Below are 17,881 nucleotides of genomic sequence, written 5' to 3' on the forward strand. Positions count from 1 at the left end.
TGGCGGGGCACGGGGCCCGGTCACTTTCACAGCAAGGGGAACGACATGCAGAACATCTGTTTGAGGGCCGCCACCGACGTCTTGGCAGCAATCCCGGCTTTGGTCCCCGCCAATTCCGTCGTGATGATCGCTCTCACCGGATCACCGGCCACGCTCGCGTTCGTTGCGCGCACCGATGTCATCGGAGCCGACGCGGCAACCCACTACCGCGTCGCACTCGAGCAAGCCGTAGCCACGTCCGTCATCTGGGTTGTCATCGGAACCGGTCCGGTGGCAGCCGCCGGACTTGACCAGATCGAGGCAGCTCAGCGCGAGCTCGACAGCATGGGAATCCGCAGCATCCGCACTCTTGTCGCGGAGTCTCTCGAGGTCGGAGCGGGGTGGTTCGACACCAACGGCGAGGTGCCCGACCAGCAATGCATGTTCTGCGCCTCATGCCATTAGTTGCTCTGTCGCGGGTTCGCCTTGGCCACTGGGCCGGGCATCTTCGTTTTGTCCGTGTTGGCCGGCTGGGTTAGGGACTCCTCCGAAGGCGTTTGTCCGAAATGTCGTCCCCATCGGGGACGCCTCAAATCCGCGCTTTCAGCGCCGCCCGCGCCGCATTGAACCCACCCATCCCGTGGACCCCGCCGCCCGGGGGAGTCGCGGACGAGCAGAGGTACACGCCCGGGGCCCCGGTGGCATAGGGGTCCAGCCCGAACCTGGGGCGCGCGATGATCTGCCGCGCAGTGTTCGCCCCCGCGGAGATGTCGCCGCCCACATAGTTGGGGTTGTACGCCTGCATCTGCGGCACATTGCGCACGTGGACGCCCACGATCCGGTCCCGGAACCCCGGCGCGAACCGCTCGATCTGACGCGTGACCACATCGGTCGCGTCGCCCGGATAGCCATGCGGCACATGCGCATACGCCCATACGGGATGGATGTCTCCGACGGAACGGGAGGGGTCGGCCAAGAATTGCTGGCCCAACAGAATGAAAGGCTTGGCCGGCATCTGACCCCGAACGGTCTGGCGTTCGACAGCAGCAGTCTCCGAAATCGTCCCGGACAGGTGCAGGGTGCCGGCCTTGCGGGCATGCGGATTCGTCCACGGCACGACGCTTCCGTCGGAGTCACCGCGCACGGCGTAGTCGACCTTGTAGGCGGCGGTGCCGTAGCGGAATTTGCGGTAGGCCCGGGCGATGCGGTCGGGCTGCCGACCGTCGAGCAGACGACCGGCGGCATCGGGGGCGATGTCGAGCATGACGATGTCGTAACCGGCGATCTGGGAGTAGTTGGTGACCCAGTTCCCGGTTTCGATGGTGCCACCGAGGCTTCGCAGGATCGACGCGAGAGCGGCTGCAATTGAGCCCGAACCACCTTGTGCCACAGGCCAACCGTGAGCATGAGCGGCCGCAGTGAGCATCGAGCCGACAGCACTGGAGAGTGGAAGGGTCAGCGTCCCGAACATGTGCGCCGCGACGCCACCGAACAATGCCCGCGCCTGTGGGGTCTTGAACATCCGCGCGAAACCCGTCGCGGGAAGCAGAGCACCCGTCCCGAAACGCGCGAGCATCAGCGGGTGCTTCGGAACGTGCACGATCGGCTGGAAAACGTCCTGCACTAACTCGTCGAAGTTCTCGGCGAGGTATCCGAAGACGTCGAGCCACCTCTTACCGTCGGCACCCAATCCGTCAGCGGTCCGGTTGATGTCGCGCCAGAGAACCCCGGCGGTGCCGTCGTCGAGTGGATGGACCAGATCGATCTCGGGCCACAGCCACGTCAGGCCGTGATCGGCGAGGCCGAATTCGCGGTCGAGTTCCTTGAAGTAAGGAGAAGCCAAAGCTGTGGGATGGAAGGCGGAGCAATCGTCGTGGACGAGTCCGTCGACTATGTATTCGCTGCTGCGGGTGCCGCCGCCGATCTTGTCCGCACCCTCGATGACATGGACGTCGATTCCGGCGCGGGCGAGTTCGATCGCCGCCGCGAGACCGTTGGGACCACTGCCCACCACTACTGCTGTTGTCATTTGCTCTTCGCCACCCGTCTTCTCAAGGGTGAGCCTACGGAAATTACAGCGATGGCATTCTGCGAGCAAACAATTCAGGCCTAGACCTTGGTTGATCGATCAACTTTTGTTACAGTTCGAGGCGCACTGGCCGCAGCTGATTCTTATCGCTGCGGCCAGTTGTTGCATTCATCGCCCATCGCGCCTGTTTCCTGCGGATTCGGTATCCTGTGAATCGGAACTTCTCTGCACAGACGCAGCTCCGAAATCTGTCGAGGGGCCTTCTGGCTCCCTGCATCGCCGCAGTTCAGAGCAATTATAGGGCTACCTTAGTTGCGCCCGTGCCGGGGTTCTGAATTATCGTTTTCGTTACACGGTTGACTCACAAAAGTTTCAACCGACCGAAGACTCACGTCGCCGGGTGCCAGAACGCACACCATCGCGTCTGCGCAGGGCGGCTACTTCGGTGGTACCGAACACATCGTCGTGTCGGTGCTTTGAAGGACTTGCATTGCAAGTTGATGGCCATCAGCGCTGCTGGTCGTCGGTGCATCTTTATGGCATACGAAGGCTGGGTATGAAGCAACTTCCAGGCCCCCAGGGCCTCTATCACCCGTCCAATGAGCACGACTCCTGTGGAGTCGCATTTGTTGTCGACATGCATGGTCGCCGCAGCAGGGACATCGTCGAAAAGGCGATCACCGCTCTGGTCAACCTCGAGCATCGCGGCGCTGCCGGATCAGAACCCAACACGGGTGACGGTGCGGGCATTCTGCTGCAGGTTCCCGACAAGTTCTTCCGAGCTGTCGTGGACTTCGCGCTGCCCGCCGAAGGCGCGTACGCAACCGGTATCGCATTCCTCCCGCAGGGCGATGCCGATGCACACGAGGCTGCTGCTGCAGTCGAGAAGATCGTCGTCGAAGAGGGCCTGAAGGTTCTCGGCTGGCGCGAGGTCGGAACCGACGACTCATCGCTGGGCGCACTGGCGCGCGACGCGATGCCGACGTTCCGTCAGATCTTCATCGGCTCCGAGGGTGACAAGTACACCGGCATGGATCTCGAGCGTCGTGCATACGTGGTGCGTAAGCGCACCGAGCACGAACTCGGCTCCGAAGGCGCCGGCAAGGGTGGCCCGGGTAGCGAGACCGTGTACTTCCCCAGCCTGTCCGGCCAGACGTTCGTCTACAAGGGCATGCTCACCACCCCGCAGCTCAAGGGTTTCTACCTCGACCTGCAGGACGATCGTGTCGAGAGCGCACTGGGCCTGGTCCACTCGCGCTTCTCCACCAACACGTTCCCGTCGTGGCCGCTGGCGCACCCGTTCCGCCGGGTCGCTCACAACGGTGAAATCAACACCGTCACCGGCAACGAGAACTGGATGCGCGCTCGCGAGTCCCTGATCGACAGTGACGTCTTCGGTGGCCGCGAGAACCTGGACAAGATCTTCCCGATCTGCACCCAGGGCGCCAGTGACACCGCTCGTTTCGACGAGGTGCTCGAGATGCTGCACCTCGCCGGCCGCAGCCTGCCGCACGCAGTTCTCATGATGATCCCGGAAGCCTGGGAGAAGCACGAGAGCATGGACCCCGCTCGTCGGGCGTTCTACGAGTACCACTCGGCTCTCATGGAGCCCTGGGACGGACCGGCGTCGGTGTGCTTCACCGACGGCACCGTCATCGGCGCCGTGCTGGACCGCAACGGTCTGCGTCCGTCGCGTCTGTGGATCACCGAAGACGGCCTCGTCGTCATGGCGTCGGAGGTCGGCGTTCTGCCGATCGATCCGTCCACTGTGGTCCGCAAGGTCCGCCTCCAGCCCGGCCGCATGTTCCTCGTGGACACCGCGCAGGGCCGGGTCATCAGCGACGAGGAACTGAAGAACGAACTCGCTGCCGAGCACCCGTACCAGCAGTGGATCGACGAAGGTCTGATCCACATGGACGACCTGCCGGACCGTCCGTACACGTACATGTCGCACGAGCGCGTCGTCCTGCGTCAGCAGCTCTTCGGTTTCACCAACGAAGAGGTCAACCTGCTGGTCAAGCCGATGGCTCTCTCCGGTGCCGAGGCACTGGGCTCGATGGGTACCGACACTCCGATCGCCGTGCTCTCGTCACGTCCCCGGATGCTGTTCGACTACTTCTCGCAGCTCTTCGCTCAGGTCACCAACCCGCCTCTCGACGCGATCCGTGAAGAGGTTGTCACCAGCCTCGGCGCGACCATCGGCCCCGAGGGTGACCTGCTGCACCCGAATGCGGACTCCTGCAAGCAGATTGCGCTCCCGCAGCCGATCCTGCACAACGACGACCTGTCGAAGCTCGTTCACGTCAACGACGACGGCGAATTCCCGGGCTTCCGCAGCGTCGTGATCCGCGGCCTGTACCCCGTCAAGGAAGGCGGCGACGGTATCCGTCGTGCGCTCGAGGGCATCAAGTACCAGGTCTCGCAGGCAATCGAGGGTGGCGCACGCATCGTCGTGCTCTCGGACCGTGAGTCCACCGAGGATTACGCGCCGATCCCGTCGCTGCTCCTCACCTCGGCCGTGCACCACCACCTGGTTCGCGAGAAGTCGCGCACCAAGGTCGGTCTCATCGTCGAGGCCGGCGACGCCCGCGAGGTGCACCACATGGCGCTCCTCATCGGCTTCGGTGCCGCAGCGGTCAACCCGTACATGGCTTTCGAGACCATCGACGAGTTCCTGCAGAACGGCGAGCTCGAAGGTCTGACCCTCGAGAAGGGCATCGCGAACTACATCAAGGCAGCCGGCAAGGGTGTCCTGAAGGTGATGTCCAAGATGGGCATCTCGACGCTCGCGTCGTACACCGGTGCTCAGCTGTTCCAGGTCATCGGCCTCTCGCAGGAGTTGACGGACGAGTACTTCACCGGTCTGCAGTCGCAGCTCGGTGGCATCGGCCTCGACCAGATCGCAGCCGACGTCGAAGCACGTCACCGCATCGCGTACCTCGATCGTCCCGAAGAGCGCGCTCACCGCGAGCTCGAGGTCGGCGGCGAGTACCAGTGGCGTCGTGAAGGCGAGTACCACCTGTTCAACCCGGACACGGTCTTCAAGCTCCAGCACGCAACTCGCACAGGTCAGTACGAGGTGTTCAAGGAGTACACGACCATGGTCAACGACCAGTCGGAGCGCCTTGCCGCTCTGCGTGGTCTGTTCGACTTCAACATCGGCAAGCGGCCGTCGATCTCGATCGACGAGGTCGAGCCGGCCAGCGAGATCGTCAAGCGTTTCTCGACGGGTGCGATGAGCTACGGCTCCATCTCCGCCGAGGCTCACGAGACTCTCGCCATCGCGATGAACCGTCTGGGCGCCCGCTCCAATTCCGGTGAGGGCGGCGAACATCCGTCGCGCTTCACGCCGGACGAGAACGGCGATCTGCGTCGCAGTGCCATCAAGCAGGTCGCGTCGGGCCGCTTCGGTGTCACCTCGCACTACCTGAGCAACTGCACCGACATCCAGATCAAGATGGCGCAAGGAGCCAAGCCCGGTGAGGGCGGCCAGCTTCCGGCGCACAAGGTGTACCCGTGGGTGGCCGAGGTTCGGCACTCCACGCCTGGCGTCGGGCTGATTTCGCCGCCGCCGCACCACGACATCTACTCGATCGAGGATCTCGCTCAGCTGATCCACGACCTGAAGAACGCCAACCCGCAGGCCCGCATCCACGTGAAGCTGGTCTCCGAGGTCGGCGTCGGAACGGTCGCGGCCGGTGTCTCCAAGGCACATGCCGACGTCGTTCTGATCTCCGGTCACGACGGTGGCACCGGTGCCACCCCGCTGACCTCCGTCAAGCATGCGGGCGCACCCTGGGAACTCGGCCTCGCCGAGACCCAGCAGACGTTGCTGCTCAACGGTCTCCGTGACCGCATCGTCGTGCAGGTCGACGGCCAGCTCAAGACGGGTCGCGACGTCGTCGTCGCTGCCCTGCTCGGCGGCGAGGAGTTCGGTTTCGCCACCGCACCGCTGGTGGTCTCGGGCTGCATCATGATGCGCGTCTGCCACCTCGACACCTGCCCCGTCGGTGTCGCGACGCAGAACCCGTTGCTGCGTCAGCGTTTCAGCGGCAAGCCGGAATTCGTCGAGAACTTCTTCATGTTCATCGCCGAAGAGGTTCGCGAGCTTCTCGCGGAACTCGGCTTCCGCACGCTGCTCGAAGCCGTCGGCCAGGTCGACATGCTGGACACCACGCGCGCTCTCGATCACTGGAAGGGAAGCAAGGCAGGCAATCTCGATCTGTCGCCGATCCTGACCCAGGTCGAGTCCGCGTTCATGGACCAGGACGTCCACTGCACCGGCACGCAGGATCACGGTCTCGACAAGGCGCTCGATCAGCAGTTGATCGTTTCGGCCCGCAACGCACTCGACAAGGGTGAGGCGGTCTCTTTCGAGTCCGCGATCACCAACGTCAACCGCACGGTCGGCACCATGCTCGGCCACGAGGTCACCAAGGCGTTCGGTGGAGAGGGCTTGCCCGACGGCACCATCGACATCACGTTCACCGGTTCCGCCGGTAACAGCTTCGGTGCTTTCGTGCCCAGCGGTATGACCTTGCGCCTGCACGGCGACGCCAACGACTTCGTCGGCAAAGGCCTCTCGGGTGGACGCATCGTCGTACGCCCGCCGCTCGATGCAGCGGAAGGCTTTGTCGCCGAAGACAACATCATCGGTGGCAACGTCATCCTGTTCGGCGCCACCAGCGGCGAGGCTCTGCTTCGCGGTGTCGTCGGCGAACGCTTCGCAGTCCGTAACTCCGGCGCCACTGCCGTCGTCGAGGGTGTGGGCGATCATGGTTGCGAGTACATGACGGGTGGAAAGGTGGTCATCCTCGGAGCCACCGGACGTAACTTCGGCGCCGGCATGTCCGGTGGCGTCGCGTACATCTACAACCCCGACAAGGCATTCGAGAAGAACCTCAACACCGAACTGGTGGACCTCGAGGATCTTTCGGGCGACGACTTCACCTGGTTGAAGGGCGCCATCGAACGTCATCGCGACGAAACCGGCTCCGAGGTTGCCACGCGCATCCTCGCTGACTGGTCGCAGCAGGTGGGTCACTTCGCAAAGGTGATGCCCCGCGACTACAAGAAGGTTCTTTTGGCCATCGCGGCCGCAGAGAAGGATGGCAAGAACGTGGACGAGGCAGTTATGGAGGCAGCTCGTGGGTGATCCAAGCGGCTTCCTGAAGCACACGTCGCGCGAACTTCCGGTTCGCCGGCCGGTGCCGTTGCGCCTGCTCGACTGGAAAGAGGTCTACGAGGAGTTCCCGAAGGAAACCCTCAAGACCCAGGCCAGCCGTTGCATGGACTGCGGAATTCCTTTCTGCCACAACGGTTGCCCTCTCGGAAACTTGATTCCCGAGTGGAACGACCTGGTCTACAAGGACCACTGGCACGACGCCATCGAGCGTCTGCACGCGACCAACAACTTCCCGGAGTTCACCGGTCGACTGTGCCCCGCACCCTGTGAGGCGTCCTGTGTCCTGGGCATCAACCAGGATCCGGTCACCATCAAGCAGGTCGAGGTCGAGATCATCGACAAGGCCTTCGACGAAGGGTGGGTCAAGCCGGTTCGCGCCGCGCACGCCACCAACAAGAAGGTTGCGGTTGTCGGCAGTGGTCCGGCCGGTCTGGCTGCAGCGCAGCAGCTGACCCGCGCCGGTCACGCAGTGACGGTCTTCGAGCGGGCAGACCGCATCGGCGGCCTGCTGCGCTACGGCATCCCCGAGTTCAAGATGGAGAAGCGGCACATCGACCGCCGTCTCGAGCAGATGGAAGCCGAAGGCACCGTCTTCAAGACCAACGTCAATGTCGGCGTGGACATCACCGCGGACGAGCTGCGTGAGCAGTTCGACGCAGTGGTTCTGGCCGGCGGCGCCACCGCAGCTCGCGATCTTCCGATCCCGGGCCGCGAACTGGACGGCATCCACCAGGCGATGGAGTTCCTGCCGATCGCCAACCGCGTGCAGTTGGGTGACCTCGACGCTCCCACCATCACCGCTGAGGGCAAGAAGGTTGTCATCATCGGCGGCGGCGACACCGGAGCGGACTGCCTCGGCACCTCGCACCGTCAGGGTGCGGCCAGCGTCCACCAGTTCGAGATCATGCCGCGTCCGCCGGAGACTCGCGCCGAGCAGACTCCGTGGCCGACGTACCCGCTCATGTTCCGCGTGGCTTCGGCTCACGAGGAGGGCGGCGAGCGTCTGTTCTCCGTCAACACCGAGAACTTCGTCGGTGAAAACGGCAAGGTCACCGGTCTCAAGGCTCACGAGGTCGAGATGAAGTCGGGTCGCTTCGAGAGGGTCGAGGGCTCGGACTTCGAGCTCGAAGCCGATCTCGTGCTCCTGGCCATGGGCTTCGTCGGTCCCGAGAAGCCGGGTCTGCTCACCGATCTCGGTGTCGACTTGAACGAGCGTGGCAACGTCGCCCGCACGTCGAAGTGGAACACCAACGTCGACGGCGTGTTCGTGGCCGGCGACATGGGCCGCGGCCAGTCCCTGATCGTCTGGGCCATCGCCGAGGGACGTTCCGCAGCAGCCGCTGTGGACACCTACCTCGAGGGTGTCACGGCCCTTCCGTCACCGATCCACCCGACAGCGGCTCCGCAGCGCTAGAGGCTCTCACAAAGCCGCACCCCACCGCATTCGGTGGGGTGCGGCTTTGTTTCTGCAAGCAATTCGCACGATCTGTAACAAACCTTCATCAATCGTGCATCGGACAGACACAACGCCCAGACAGTATGATTCCGGAGCACCGATAGTGGTGTATGGGTTGCTGAAGGTAAAACAGGGGAGTTTCATGCGTGCGAGGCGTCTCGTTGCGGTGTTGTCGGCACTTGCTGCGGCAGTAGTGGTACCGGTTGTCAGTGCTCCCGTGGCGTCGGCTGATCCCTGCCCCAGCCTGTACGTCGTGGCCATCCCGGGAACCTGGGAGCCCTCGGGCACCAGGCCCGGCGCCGGCATGCTCGCCCCGGTGACCAACGGGCTTCCGGGCTCCGTTCGCACCGATTACGTCACCTACTCGGCGACGGCCTTCCCGTGGGAGTCCAACGTCTACGCCAAGTCGAAGCAGCAGGCTGTCGACAATGCCCGCGGCATGATCGGCGCCATGGCCGCCTCGTGCGGTGACACTCGCTTCGCCATCGTCGGATACAGCCAGGGCGCCGACGCGGCAGGCGATCTCGCCGCCGAGATCGGAACCGGCATCGGCGTGGTCCCCCCGACTCGCGTCGAGGGCGTCGGCTTGCTGTCAGATCCCCGTCGTTCCGAGTCCGACGTCCTGATCGGCCCCGCTGTCGGCGGTAACGGTGCCAGCGGCCCTCGCATCGGTGGATTCGGTTGGCTGTCAGGCAAAACGGTGACGCTCTGCGCGGTCGGTGACCTGTACTGCTCGACGCCGAAGGACGATTTCGTGATGCGTCTGGCCGGATTCATGGCTCAGGCGTCCGATCCCACTCCGGCCAGTGCGCTCGCGCTGCGCGACGAGGCCGCCGTGATCGTCAATGATCTGATCACCGCAGGCGGTCTCCCCGCTTTGATGGCCCAGCTCGATCCGGGCGCGAACTCGCGGCGCATCGATCAACTGGTCGACTTCTACGGCTCGCAGGTCCACACCGACTACACGCGTTACGTCGTTGACGGCGCGGGCAATTCGGCTACATCTTGGCTGCACGGCTGGTTGGCCGGCAAGGCCTGATCAGCAGTACGTCTGCTCCGCCGTGTCGACGTAGATCTCGGCGATACGCTGCGAGGACATCGGCGTGATCTGTGAGTACACCTCGCCGACGGAGTTGAACTCCGCCAGCACCTCGGACCGAGGCATGCCGTCGGCAAGAGCCTTGCAGGTGCCGTCGGCGTAGAGGATCTCCGCGGAATCCATTCCGGCGGGCGGGATCCCGGCCAGACGCAGGGCGGCGATGTACCGCTGCCCCTTCTCGCCGGCGTTCGCGACGATCTCTTCCGGTGACCGGGCGTCGATCGGCGCATTGGCCGCTGGCGCTACCGGCAGCGAGACCGGCGGGGGCGTCGATTCGACGACGCTCGGCGCGGCTTCCGGAGTTGTTGCGGCGAGCGGGCTGGTCGGCAGCTCGGAAAGCGTACTGGGGGCAGTCGAACTCGACGTTGCCGCCACTGTGGTGCTGGTGGCAGCAGTAGTGGATTCCGCTGCGTCGCTGTCGGATTGGCTGCTGCAGCCGCTGAGGAGTAGGCCCGCTGCCGCGACGCAGAGGACCAGTCTATTCGTGTTCATCACCCGTGAGTGTTACACACCGTACCGCTTATTTTGTCCGTTTTAAGGAAACTCCCTTTTGCCCTGTTTTTAAGTCGAAGTCCTGTGATATACATCTGTTCAGTTGTTACTTGTGAGTAGGAGCACACCGCAAAGACCTTGTCGGCGGCGGTCGAAACACAAGCAATGACTGCGAGTTTCGTCCCCCATCACATAAACGGCAGGGAGAAATCAGTGCAGAAATCTCACAAGAACGGCAACAGACGTCTCGGCACGCGCGTGGCCGTCATTGCAGGTACCGCAGGTGCGGTCCTCGCGTTCGCGGCGCCGATGGCCTCGGCTCAGGATCCGGTCGACAATTCGATACCCGGTGCCGCAGTGTGTCCGGCTACTGCCGAATCCTGTGTGTCGGTTGTGGTTCAGAGCGGAACCTTCGACAACAACGGCTTCAACCTCCCGATCGGAAAAGGCGACATGATCATCGCCGCCGAGGCCGGCTCCGGTGAAGGTGAGTCCACCGTTCTTCTCCCGCGCGACGACGGACACAACGGTGTCTACTCCAAGCCGTTGACCGTTCCGGGTGGAGTCCTGGGAATCGATCTTCCGTTCGGCAATCTCTTCGGCCTGGCCGCAGTAACGGCCGAAGTGGAGGCAACGGCTGCGCCGACCCTCAACGGAATCATCACCGACATGGATCTGAGCATCCCGGTGCGGATGAAGATCAACAACGCGTTCCTCGGTGACAACTGCTACCTGGGTTCCGCGGCGGCGCCGGTGAATCTTCGTCTCGCGCCTGACCCGTCGGTGGTACCGACCTACACGGTGCTGCCGTCGACTGCGCTGAAGGTGAGCCCGGTCGGGAACGAGGCAACCGGCTTCGCGCTGCCCGCCGCCAGTGGTTGCGGACCGTTCGGAGTGCTGAACCCGATCGTCAACTGGCGAGCAAAGGTACCGGCCACGTCCGGAACCTCGCTCAGCACGATCTCCGACGCCTACCTGTACCCGGGCGGCCTCACCGGTAGCGATCCTCTCGACGATCTCGGCGGCGGAACAGGATCCAGCGGTTCCAGTGGCTCGAGCGGTTCGTCCGGAAGCTCCGGTTCCTGAAAAATCGGAAGCCTAGACGCAGCGGTGGTGACGGAATGTCACCACCGCTGCGGCGTCCGACCTGTAATAACCTGTGCCTCAGGGTGGGCGAAGGCGGCACTCCATCAGGAGCACCTGCGCGGCCACGAAATCACAGGGGAGTCCTCAAACATGTTTCGAGACAGCGTTCTTGCCGGTCCGGTCCTGCGCCGGGGTGTGACGGCACTGGCAGTTGCGGCCGCAGCCACCATGTTTGTCGGTACTGCAGCGACGGCGGAGCCGGCAGCAGTTGTCGGTGAGGTGTCCGCGGACTCCATCGCGGCAGCCCGTGCGCAGGCCATCGGAACGACGGTCACCGTCGTGGGAACCGCGACTACGCCGTCCGGAGTGTTCGAATCCAGCTTCTACGACAAGGGCTTTGGTCTCCAGAGTGGCAATTCGGGCATTTACATCAGCGATCCGAACAATTCCGGGGTTGTTCTCGGCGATCGGGTTCAGGTCACCGGAGTCCTCGCGGATCAGGAAGGCCTGCTCGTCGTTCGCCCGACTGCCGTCGAGGTAATCGGCACGACTACCCAGATCAGCCCGGCGCGACTGCCCCTCAATGCAATCGGTGAGGGCAGTGAAGGTCGTCTCGTGACGGTGTCCGGAATCGTGAGCGGACCCGTCGTCGACGATCTGCCGTACGGCCACAAGATCCTGGTCTCGGGCGCCGAGGGAAACACCGTCATCTTCGTCAACACCCAGACCGGAATCGACCTCGATGCCGTCGCCGTCGGACGCCCGATCACCGTCACCGGTTTCAGTGGCCAGTACGCCAGCACCTACGAGGTTCTTCCCCGTTCGGAAGCCGATGTGCAGCAGGGTTTCACGGGCAGCCTGAGTTTCGGAAGCTGACCTAGATCTCGAACCGAGCTCCGACGCGCATCGACCCGGGAGACAACCGGCTGATCGTGCGTCCGAGCTTGGCTTCGACGGTCACGGGTACGACGGCCTTGTTCGTGCGAACCGCTTTCACGATGGCACTGGCGACTCGGTCAGGCGTGAAGTTGCGCTTGCGGTAGAAGTTGTCGACCTTGGTCTGGTTCTCGAGCTGCTCCTCGGCGGTGGTCCCGGCGAACTCGGTGGTCTTGAGGATGTTCGTGTGAACGAGGCCGGGGCAGATGGTGCTGACGCCGATGCCGTGTGGAAGCAGCTCTGCCCGTAGGCAATCCGAGAGCATGAATACCGCTGCTTTGCTTGTCGAATACGCGGTGAGGGCCTTCTGTGGTGTGTACGCGGCGGCCGAGGACAGGTTGACGACGTGCCCTCCTGTTCCCCGGTCGATCATCATTGGGGTAAATGCCCGGCAGCCGTAGACAACTCCCCAGAAGTTGATGTCCATGACGCGCTCGAACTGGCGCTGCTCGGTGTCGGCGAATGTCCCGGAGAACCCGATTCCGGCGTTGTTGACGACGATGTCCGGTACGCCGTGATGTGCCGCGACGGTCTCCGCGAACCGAATCACGGCCTGTTCGTCGGACACGTCCACCTGATAGGCGTGGGCACCGCCACCGAACACTGCTTCGGCGCCGCCGGCTTGCGAAGGGATGTTTACAAGTGCCGCAGTGTCCTGCGCGCTTTCGAGATTGATGTCGGAGACTACGACGATAGCTCCCTGGGCGGCGAAGGCGAGGGCCGTTTCACGCCCGATGCCGCTGCCCGCACCGGTGATCACCACCAGCGTGCCGGTGAGATCGCGCAGTCGACGCTGCAACTTCGTTCCGCGTCGCCAGCCGGTGACGTCCTTGAGTAGCCCCATTGGTTGCCCTTTTCGTGTGTACGTTTGTGGCGTGTGTCTCTAGCTGACTTCCCCTCTGCGAAAGGTATCCGATGAGCGAGCTTCGTGTAGTTGCAACCATCCCGGCCAAGTCCGGTTCCGAGGACGACGTCCGATCGGCTCTGACAACTCTCGCGGAGGCGAGTCGGTCCGAGGACGGCTGTGTGTCGTACGAGTTGTTCGAGTCAGCGGCTGCGCCCGGCACGTTCGTCACGATCGAAACTTGGCGCGGGCAGGAGGAGTTGGACGCTCACATGCAGTCCCCGCATCTGCAGGCCGCGCTGGCCGCTGCCGGACCACTTCTCGACGGCGCTCCGGCGATTCATCCGTTGAAAGGCGCCTGAATCAGAATGAATTCCTGACCTTCGCTAAGGGTCTGACCTGCGAATGTCGCTCGAAAACTGACCAATCGTCGCGCTTCATTCCACTGAGCGGGACCTGCGACTAATACCTGTGCCTTAAGTCACAAACTGTCTCGACAATGCTTCACATCACAGTTTCTGACCTGGAGGTTTTGAATGAGTCGCAGTTCTCGGCGCGGTCACCGCAAGGTTGCCGCCGTCGCGCTGGCAGTCTCCGCCGGCCTGTTCGTCTCGTCGTGCGCTGACAGCGGGAACGGGGGTGGGAGCGGCGACGCACCGGACTCCGGTTCGGGATTGTCCATCGGCCCGGTCAACGAGCAGTCCGGCGAGGGCGATCCGGTCAAGGGCGGCACCCTCACGTTCAGCGGGTACTCCGCCGTCACCAATCTCGATCCGGCGAAGACTCAGATCGCCGGTTCGGTCGCCGGTTCGGAGTTGGGCGCGATCTACGACACGCTCCTGCGGTACGACCCGGCGTCCAAGGAATTCGTTCCGAAGCTCGCAGAGTCGATGGAGCCGAGTTCCGACTTCAAGACGTGGACCCTCGAACTGCGTGACGGTGTGAAGTTCAGCGACGGGACGCCGGTGGATTCGGCGGCCGTCTCGGCGAGCCTCAATCGCTACGTCACCAACAAGGGACCGCAGTCGAGTCTGTACGCGTCGAAGGTCGCGTCGGTAGACACTCCGGATCCGTCGACGGTCGTCTTCAATCTCGTCGACCCGTGGACCGGTATCGAGTCACTGCTCTCGACGGGCCCCGGCATGATCGTCGCGCCGAGCGCCCAGCAAGGTGATCAGTTCACCCCGATCGGCGCGGGTGCCTTCACCCTCGAGAAGTTCGCTCCCAACGAGGAATTGATCCTCGACGCTCGGGAGGACTACTTCGACGGTGCCCCGAACGTGGACAAGCTGCGGTTGATCAGCATTGTCGGTTCGCAGTCCACCACCGAATCGCTCAAGAGCGGCGGCACGGACGTCGCATACATGCGTTCGCTACCGAACGTGCTGGATCTGATCGACTCCGGCTACCCGGGCTTCGTCGACATTCCGTCGCTGTCGTACCTCTCGCTCGTCAACACGGCACCCGGTCGTCCCGGTGCCGACGTGCGCATCCGTCAGGCATTGGCGCTCGCAACCGATCCCGTCGCACTCGACAACCGACTCAACGAGGGCAAGGGTCTGCCCGGACAGGTCATCTTCCAGGACACCTCCCGCTGGCATAACGACGTCGCTCCGATCGGCGTCGACACCGCCAAGGCGAAGCAGCTTCTCGACGAGGCCAAGGCTGACGGTTACGACGGCAAGATCACATACCTGACGCTGCAGGAGAATTCGGCGCAGGCGATGGCTCTCGCACTGCAGTCGATGGCCAACGCCGTCGGATTCGATTTCCAGATCGAGTACGTCAACTCGGTTGCCGACGTCGTCAAGCGTTTGTACGCCGACCGCGACTTCGACATGGCAACAGGTTCCGCCAGCCTCGCGGAAGCCGATCCTTTCGAGCGTCTGTACTCCAATCTCAAGTCGGGTGGACGAAACAACGCCACGAGCTTCTCCGACCCCGAGATGGATACGCTGCTCGATCAATTGGGTGTCGCGACGTCGACCGACTCGAAGATCGAGGTGCTCGCCAAGATCCAGGAGCGCGCCAATGAGGTTGTGCCGTGGCAGGTTTACGGCAACACCCCGTGGCTCGGTGTGTGGGGACAGAACGTCCACGGCATTCAGCAGAGCCTGGACGGAATCATGTTCTTCGACAAGGCCTGGAAGAACTAGACACCTGAATGACTGAATGGACCCGAGAAGCGTCCCTGCGGGGACGCTTCTCGGCATCAGAGAGTGGGATAGATCAAGAAGTGAGATCGAGGGCAGCGCGGACGATGCTGTCGGAGTCGAGGCCGTGGTATCGGTAGACGTCCTCGAGCGAACCGACCTGACCGAACCGGCTCACTCCGAGCGCAGCACCCGGAACGTTGTTGATTCCCGTCAGGAACGCGAGGGTGTGCGGGTGCCCGTCGAGAACGGTCACCATCGGCGCGGACCGGCTACTCGGAAAGACCTGATCCAGGATCCACGACGGACCGTCCGCGAGACCGCGCCGAGACTGGAGTGCTTCGAAGAGCAAGCCGGGGCTGGTCACGCAGACGACGTCGGCGGAAATGCCCTGCTCGCCCAGTCTTTCGGCTGCGACCAGTGTTTCGGTGACAGTGGCACCCATGCCGACCAGGGTGACGGCCGGATCAGGGTTGTGCCGCAGTGTGTACGCGCCGGCCACCACCTGACGTCGACGGCGTTCTCGCGCAGCCGGATCGGTCGGTACCGCGGCCAGGGCCTGATCGACCGGACGGGTCGACAGGCGCAGGTACGACGAGCTGCCGTCTGGTCGGCCCAGGCGTCCGATGCTGTCGAGGAGCGTCCACTCCACGTCGACGGCGAATGCCGGTTCGAAACTGGTGCAACCCGGCTGTTCCAGTCCGATGGACGGGGTCTTGATGGACTGGTGCGCACCACCTTCGGCGGCCAAGGTGACGCCCGACGGAGTGCCGACCATGATCGACTGTCCACCGGCGTAGATGCCGTACGACCACGGTTCGAGAGCCCGCTCGATGAAGGGGTCGTACATCACGCCGATAGGGAAGAGTGGCTGGCCCCAACGACTCCAGGTTGCACCGAGTTCGCCCATCAGTCCGACCAGGTTGGTCTCGGCGATACCGAGTTCCATGTGCTGACCGGTGGGCTTCTCACGCCAGTGCATGATCGTTTCGGCGTCGTCGGCAAACCAGTTGTGCCGCTCGTCGGGGGACCAGACCCCGACCTTGTTCAGCCAGCCTGCGAGGTTGGTGGTGGAACTGACGTCCGGGCTCAGTGTGACAACACGTTTCGCGGCGTCCGGCGCTTCGCGGCTGAGGTCGAGTAGTACCCGGCCGAGAGCTGCCTGAGTGGTGGACGTGCCGGAGGGGGTACGGCCGATGTCTTTCGGAACTGCCGGGGGCACCAGATGCTCCACCTTCGGGCGAGCCAGGCGCCCAGCGGTTTCGGCGCAGATGCGGCCGGACGGGCTGTCGGTCTCGAACCGTTGCCAGGGCTTCGACGGATCCATGTCGAGCTCCGCCGCCAGGTGCTCGTACTGCTCGGTGGTGAGCAGCGACGAGTGGTTCTGCGGATGACCCTGCGTCGGCAGGCCCCGACCCTTGATGGTGTACGCGATGATCACGGTGGGACGGGTGTCGTCGATCTGCGCGTACGCCTCTCGCAGAGCGTCGAGGTCGTGGCCACCGAGATTGCGGATGGCCTCGAGCACCGTGGCGTCGTCGAGGTCGTTGATCAGCGTCGTGATCGCGTCGGCGTCCGCCGCGTCGCCGGGCAGTCTCAGACGTACCTCGTCGGCCGTGCATCGCAGCAGGCGCTGGTACTCCGGATTCGGCATGTCCAGGATTCGTTCGCGCAACGCGGTGCCGCCCGGCCGGGTGAACAGTGATTCCAGCAGCGCACCGAACTTCACGGTGATGACCTGCCAGCCGGCACCCGAGAACATGCGCTCCAGGCGGGTTGCCGCGATGTTCGGCACCACCCGGTCGAGTGATTGGCGGTTGAGGTCGACTATCCACACGATCTCACCCAGTTCGGCAACCGAATGATCGAGAACTGCTTCCCACACAGCACCCTCGTCGAGTTCGGCGTCACCGACAAGGGAGTACTGACGCCCGGTTCCGGCTCCGCCGAGGGAGGCGTCGACGTACCGGCGTGCGATGGCGCCCCAGATGGGAGCCGTAGCACCGATGCCCACCGAACCGGTCGAATAATCCACCGGATCAGGATCCTTTGATCGACTCGGGTAGCTCTGCAGGCCCCCGAACTCGCGCAGAGTCGTCAGGTAGGACTCGTCGAGTTCACCGAGCAGATAATTGATGCCGTGGAGCACCGGCGCCGCATGCGGCTTGACGGAAACCCGGTCGCCGGAACGAAGTTGGCCGAACCACAGGGACGTCATGATCGAGACCATCGACGCGCACGAGGCCTGATGGCCGCCGACCTTGAGCCCGCTGGGATTCGGACGGACACGGTTGGCGTGATGGATCATCGCGGTCGACAACCACAGAACGCGCTTCTCGATCTCCGCCAGTGACTCGGGAGCGTTCTGGTCGATGTTGGGGCTGTTCACGGCCGGTCCTGCCTTCAGTAGTGGACATCGATCACCGCACCGCCTGTACCCCAGATCGTGGGGCCGACGATGTGGTTGTGATGTTTGGCAGGACTTCCTGAGGCCGAACCGTTCGGTGCGGCAAAGTCCAGCCGCACCTGTCGATCTGTTGTGCAGATTCTGCGTCAAAGTCCATCATCGGCATACAGATTGAGCAATAGCTACCCGGTGGATTGAGCAATGTGCGCAACACC

The 17,881-nt window shown here is 63.6% G+C and carries 12 protein-coding genes; 8 read left to right on the forward strand and 4 right to left on the reverse strand.

The window, feature by feature from the left end; all coding sequences use genetic code 11:
• The first annotated feature begins 45 nt into the window (after nt 1-45).
• On the forward strand, nt 46-444 hold the full coding sequence (locus AC1Q6C_RS10225) for a DUF4192 family protein (RefSeq protein WP_487759431.1): 399 nt from the start codon (nt 46-48) through the stop codon (nt 442-444).
• 124 nt (nt 445-568) lie between these two features.
• On the opposite strand, the gene AC1Q6C_RS10230 is transcribed toward AC1Q6C_RS10225, so the two are convergent.
• The gene (locus tag AC1Q6C_RS10230) at nt 569-2,008 is read right to left on the reverse strand and encodes a phytoene desaturase family protein (RefSeq protein WP_492666601.1); all 1,440 of its coding nucleotides are present in this window, start codon (nt 2,006-2,008) and stop codon (nt 569-571) included.
• A gap of 556 nt (nt 2,009-2,564) precedes the next feature.
• Here AC1Q6C_RS10230 and gltB point away from each other — a divergent pair.
• From gltB to AC1Q6C_RS10245, 3 genes are all read left to right on the forward strand, one after another.
• Nucleotides 2,565-7,163: a glutamate synthase large subunit gene (gene gltB, locus AC1Q6C_RS10235; protein ID WP_215515549.1), complete on the forward strand. Its 4,599-nt coding sequence runs from the start codon at nt 2,565-2,567 to the stop codon at nt 7,161-7,163.
• Nucleotides 7,156-8,607, forward strand: coding sequence for a glutamate synthase subunit beta (locus AC1Q6C_RS10240; RefSeq protein WP_215515550.1), 1,452 nt, complete (start codon nt 7,156-7,158; stop codon nt 8,605-8,607). The genes gltB and AC1Q6C_RS10240 overlap by 8 nt, the downstream gene beginning before the upstream one ends.
• A 184-nt stretch (nt 8,608-8,791) precedes the next feature.
• The gene (locus AC1Q6C_RS10245; protein ID WP_007735797.1) at nt 8,792-9,688 is read left to right on the forward strand and encodes a cutinase family protein; all 897 of its coding nucleotides are present in this window, start codon (nt 8,792-8,794) and stop codon (nt 9,686-9,688) included.
• Here AC1Q6C_RS10245 and AC1Q6C_RS10250 read toward each other — a convergent pair whose 3' ends face one another.
• Nucleotides 9,689-10,240 (reverse strand): DUF732 domain-containing protein, encoded by a 552-nt coding sequence (locus AC1Q6C_RS10250; RefSeq protein ID WP_042920675.1) that lies wholly within the window; start codon nt 10,238-10,240, stop codon nt 9,689-9,691.
• Between the two features lie 213 nt (nt 10,241-10,453).
• Between AC1Q6C_RS10250 and AC1Q6C_RS10255 the strand changes: the two genes are divergently transcribed.
• Both AC1Q6C_RS10255 and AC1Q6C_RS10260 read left to right on the forward strand, forming a co-directional pair.
• A complete protein-coding gene (locus AC1Q6C_RS10255) occupies nt 10,454-11,326 on the forward strand; it encodes a hypothetical protein (protein ID WP_215515551.1) in 873 nt (290 codons plus the stop codon).
• Nucleotides 11,327-11,476: 150 nt separating this feature from the next.
• Complete coding sequence (locus AC1Q6C_RS10260) at nt 11,477-12,202, forward strand: single stranded DNA-binding domain-containing protein (RefSeq protein WP_042920673.1); 726 nt, start codon at nt 11,477-11,479, stop codon at nt 12,200-12,202.
• Between the two features lies 1 nt (nt 12,203).
• Here AC1Q6C_RS10260 and AC1Q6C_RS10265 read toward each other — a convergent pair whose 3' ends face one another.
• Entirely contained in the window at nt 12,204-13,106 is a 903-nt protein-coding gene (locus AC1Q6C_RS10265; protein ID WP_003943614.1) for an SDR family NAD(P)-dependent oxidoreductase, read from the reverse strand.
• A gap of 71 nt (nt 13,107-13,177) precedes the next feature.
• On the opposite strand from AC1Q6C_RS10265, the gene AC1Q6C_RS10270 reads away from it, so the two are divergent.
• Together AC1Q6C_RS10270 and AC1Q6C_RS10275 are read left to right on the forward strand one after the other, a co-directional pair.
• Entirely contained in the window at nt 13,178-13,468 is a 291-nt protein-coding gene (locus AC1Q6C_RS10270; RefSeq protein WP_003943546.1) for a putative quinol monooxygenase, read from the forward strand.
• A 174-nt stretch (nt 13,469-13,642) separates the two neighbouring features.
• The gene (locus AC1Q6C_RS10275) at nt 13,643-15,262 is read left to right on the forward strand and encodes an ABC transporter substrate-binding protein (RefSeq protein WP_042453342.1); all 1,620 of its coding nucleotides are present in this window, start codon (nt 13,643-13,645) and stop codon (nt 15,260-15,262) included.
• 73 nt (nt 15,263-15,335) lie between these two features.
• Here AC1Q6C_RS10275 and AC1Q6C_RS10280 read toward each other — a convergent pair whose 3' ends face one another.
• On the reverse strand, nt 15,336-17,648 hold the full coding sequence (locus tag AC1Q6C_RS10280) for a thiamine pyrophosphate-binding protein (RefSeq protein WP_269611516.1): 2,313 nt from the start codon (nt 17,646-17,648) through the stop codon (nt 15,336-15,338).
• Nucleotides 17,649-17,881 lie beyond the last annotated feature (233 nt).

It is taken from the genome of Rhodococcus sp. MT28 (genome assembly GCF_058792695.1).